General features: G+C 75.9%; 3 protein-coding genes. All 3 read left to right on the plus strand.

The features are described 5' to 3' along the window. Window positions 1-2: 2 nt before the first annotated feature. Window positions 3-590 carry a SanA/YdcF family protein gene (locus CCN44_RS27435; protein WP_244203974.1) on the plus strand — a complete coding sequence of 196 codons (588 nt, stop codon included), beginning with the start codon at window positions 3-5 and terminating at the stop codon, window positions 588-590. Between the two features lie 103 nt (window positions 591-693). Beyond that, window positions 694-3330, plus strand: coding sequence for a molybdopterin oxidoreductase family protein (locus CCN44_RS27440; RefSeq protein ID WP_107502111.1), 2637 nt, complete (start codon window positions 694-696; stop codon window positions 3328-3330). 56 nt (window positions 3331-3386) lie between these two features. Next, window positions 3387-3868 (plus strand): arylamine N-acetyltransferase family protein (locus tag CCN44_RS27445; protein WP_143649982.1); only part of this gene is annotated, 482 nt, incomplete at its 3' end.

The following is a 3868-nucleotide window of genomic DNA, read 5'->3' on the forward strand; positions in this document are numbered from 1 at the left end:
TGCTGCCGGCGACCTGGCTGCGGGTGTCCACGGCGGACCGGCTGCGGACGACGGCGGACGTGCCGCGCACCGAGGTCGCGGTGGTGTTCGGGGCCGGGCTGTGGCAGGGAGAGCCGTCGCCGTACCTCGCGCACCGGCTGGACGCGGCGGCCGAGCTGTACCGGACGGGACGGATCGAGGTCGTCCTCGTCACCGGGGACAACAGCCGGGAGGACTACGACGAGCCCGACGCCATGCGCGCGTACCTCACGAAGCACGGGGTGCCGGACGCGCGGATCGTCAGCGACTACGCCGGGTTCGACACCTGGGACTCCTGCGTCCGGGCCAAGAAGATCTTCGGGGTGGACCGGGCGGTGCTGATCAGCCAGGGCTTCCACATCCGGCGGGCGGTGGCGCTGTGCGAGGCGGCGGGGGTCGACTCGTACGGCGTCGGGGTCGCCGCGAAACACGACGTGACCTGGTACTACGGCGGGGCGCGGGAGGTGTTCGCGGCGGGCAAGGCGGCGCTGGACGCGGTGCTGCGGCCGGACCCGCGGTTCCTCGGGCCGGCGGAGCCGGGGGTGGCGCGGGCGCTGGCCGCGGGGCGGTGACGGTCGCCTCACGGCGGGCGGGACGGCACGGGGAGGTCGCCGTGCCGGGGGTGTAACCGGGGACGACACGGGGGCGTAACACGCGGGACGCACGCTGGGCGGTATGGAGAACACCTCGACGCCCACCCACTGCCCGTACTGCGCCTTGCAGTGCGGGATGAACATCACGCCCCTGCCCCAGGGGGGCGTCGAGGTCACCGAGCGTCCGGACTTCCCCGTCAACCGGGGGGCGCTGTGCGGCAAGGGCCGTACGGCGGCCCAGGTGCTGTCCCCGGCTCTGCGGCTGACCGCGCCGCTGGTGCGGGAGGGCGGCCGGCTGGTGGAGGCGAGCTGGCCGCGGGCGCTGGACCTGATCGCCGAGCGGCTGGGGGCGACGCGGGAACGGTACGGGCCGGACGCGCTCGGGGTGTTCGGCGGGGGCGGGCTGACCAACGAGAAGGCGTACGCGCTCGGCAAGTTCGCCCGGGTGGTGCTGGGCACCTCGCAGATCGACTACAACGGCCGGTTCTGCATGTCGTCGGCCGCGGCGGCGGGCACGAAGGCGTTCGGTCTGGACCGGGGGCTGCCGTTCCCGCTGGAGGACATCCCGAAGACCGGGTGCGTGATCCTCGTCGGGTCCAACCTGGCCGAGACCATGCCGCCGTCGCTGCGCTTCTTCACGGAGCTGCGGGAGAACGGCGGCACGCTGATCGTCGTCGACCCGCGCCGGACCAGGACCGCCGAGCAGGCCGACCTGCACCTCGCGCCCCGGCCCGGTACCGATCTCGCGCTCGCGCTCGGCCTGTTGCACCTGGTGGTGGCGGAGGGACGGACGGACGAGGAGTACATCCGGGAGCGGACCACCGGGTGGGAGGAGGCCCGGGCCGCGGCGATGGCGCACTGGCCGGAGCACGTGGAGCGGATCACGGGGGTGTCCGTTCCCGAACTGCGGGAGGCGGTACGGCTGTTCTGCGCGCCCGAGACGGCGATGGTGCTCACCGCGCGCGGGCCGGAACAGCAGTCCAAGGGCACGGACACGGTGGGCGCGTGGATCAACCTCTGCCTGGCGACCGGCCGGGCGGGGCGCCCGCTGTCCGGGTACGGCTGTCTGACCGGGCAGGGCAACGGGCAGGGCGGACGCGAACACGGCCAGAAGGCCGACCAGTTGCCCGGCTACCGCAAGCTGGACGACCCGGCGGCGCGGGCGCACGTGGCCGGGGTGTGGGGCGTGGACCCGGACGCGCTTCCCGGGCCCGGGCGCAGCGCGTACGAACTCCTCGACGCCCTCGGCACGGACGTCCGCGCCCTGCTGCTGATGGGCTCCAACCCGGTGGTGTCGGCCCCTCGCGCGGCCCACGTCGAGCAGCGCCTGCGCTCCCTGGACTTCCTCGCGGTGGCCGACGTCGTCCTGTCGGAGACGGCGGAGCTGGCGGACGTGGTGCTGCCGGTCACCCAGTGGGCGGAGGAGACGGGCACGACGACCAGCCTGGAGGGCCGCGTGCTGCTGCGCCGGCAGGCGGTCACCCCGCCGCCGGGCGTCCACAGCGACCTGTACGTCCTGCACGAACTGGCCGACCGCCTCGGCGTGGAGAAGGGCTTCCCGACCGACCCCGAGGAGGTCTTCGAGGAACTCCGCCGCGCCAGCGCCGGCGGCCCCGCCGACTACTCGGGCATCACCTACCGCCGCCTGGCGGAGGAGAACGGCGTCTTCTGGCCGTGCCCGGAGGACTCGACCGGGGCGGGCGCGACGGCGGACGGCGGGGCTGCGGCCCCGGACGGGGCGGCGGACACAGCCGAGGGCGCGGGCACGGCGGGGGCCGAAGACGCCGGCGCGGGCGCGGCGGCGGCCGAGGGCAGGTTCCCGGGCGGGGCCCAAGACGGCGGCGCGGGCACGGCGGCGGCCGAGGGCAGGTTCCCGGGCGGAACCGAGCCCGGAACGCCCGTGGCAGTCGCCGGCGGGCCCGAGGGGGTCTCCGAGGGCGCGGGCGCGGGGACGGCACAGCACGCGTCCGCCGCCGGAACCGCCGGCGCCGACGGCCGCACGACTGCGGACGCGGGTGGCGGCATGGCGGCCGGCGCGGACGGCTCGGCGGCCGGAGCCGGGGGCTCGCTCGCGGTCGACGGGGAGGACGCGGCTCTGGACGTGCTGCCGGACGACCCGGCGTCGGAGGCCGTCCCCGGCCTCACCCCTCTCGCCCCTCCAGCCCCACTGCCCGGTCACCCCACCACCGGCACCGAGGCCGCGTCCGAGGCCCGGCTCGTCCGGACCGTGCCGCGTGTCGTCGGGGGGCACCCCGGTACCCCGCGGCTGTTCCTCGACCGGTTCGCCACGCCCGACGGGCGGGCGCGGTTCGTGCCGGTGTTCCACCGGGCGACGGCGGAGGAGCCGGACAGTGAGTACCCGCTGCTGCTGACCACCGGGCGGGTGGTGTCGCAGTACCAGTCGGGGGCGCAGACCCGGCGGGTGGCGGAGCTGAACGCGGCGGCGCCCGGACCGTTCGTGGAGCTGCATCCGCGGCTCGCGGCCCGGCTGGGCGCGGCGGACGGCGATCCGGTCGCGGTGGTGTCCCGGCGCGGCCGGGCCGTGGCGCCGGCGCGGATCACCCCCGCCATCCGGCCCGACACCGTGTTCATGCCGTTCCACTGGCCGGGCGAGGGCCGCGCGAACACGCTCACCAACCCGGCCCTGGACCCGACCTCCCGGATGCCGGAGTTCAAGTCGTGCGCGGTGCGGGTGGAGGTCCTAGGTCCAGGGGAGTAGCGCGGTTCCGTCCGCCGGACGCGGTACGGGCGGCGGGACCGGCATAGGTTCGGGGCATGTCCGAGACCGAGCAGACCCCGACGTACGACCTGGACGCCTATCTCGACCGCATCGGCTGGAAGGGCGAGCGGCGGGCCGACCTGGAGATCCTGCGGGGCGTGCACCTGGCGCACGCGCTGTCGCTGCCCTTCGAGAACCTGGACCCGGTGCTCGGCAGGGCTCCGTCCCTGGCGCCCGCCGACCTGACGGCCAAGATGATCCACGGCCGGCGCGGCGGCTACTGCTACGAGCACAACACCCTGCTCCGGCTGGCGCTGGAGGCGTTCGGTTTCCGGGTGACCCCGCTGGCCGCCCGGGTGGTGGTGGGCGCGGCGACTCCGGAGAGCCGGCCCCGGACGCACGCGATGCTGAGGGTCGAGGTGCCGGGCGAGCCGCTGCCGTATCTGGCGGACGTCGGCTTCGGCGCGCCCGGGGCGCTGCTGCTGCCGGTGCCGCTGGTGACCGGTACCGAGTTCGAGGGTGCCGGGCGTCGGCACCG

The organism is Streptomyces tricolor (genome assembly GCF_002155905.1).
Taxonomy (GTDB): Bacteria; Actinomycetota; Actinomycetes; order Streptomycetales; family Streptomycetaceae; genus Streptomyces; species Streptomyces tricolor.

What these genes read in the sequence shown, in the direction of transcription:
- CCN44_RS27440 (WP_107502111.1), top strand. Translation starts at nt 694, where the DNA reads ATGGAGAACACCTCGACGCCCACCCACTGCCCGTACTGCGCCTTGCAG.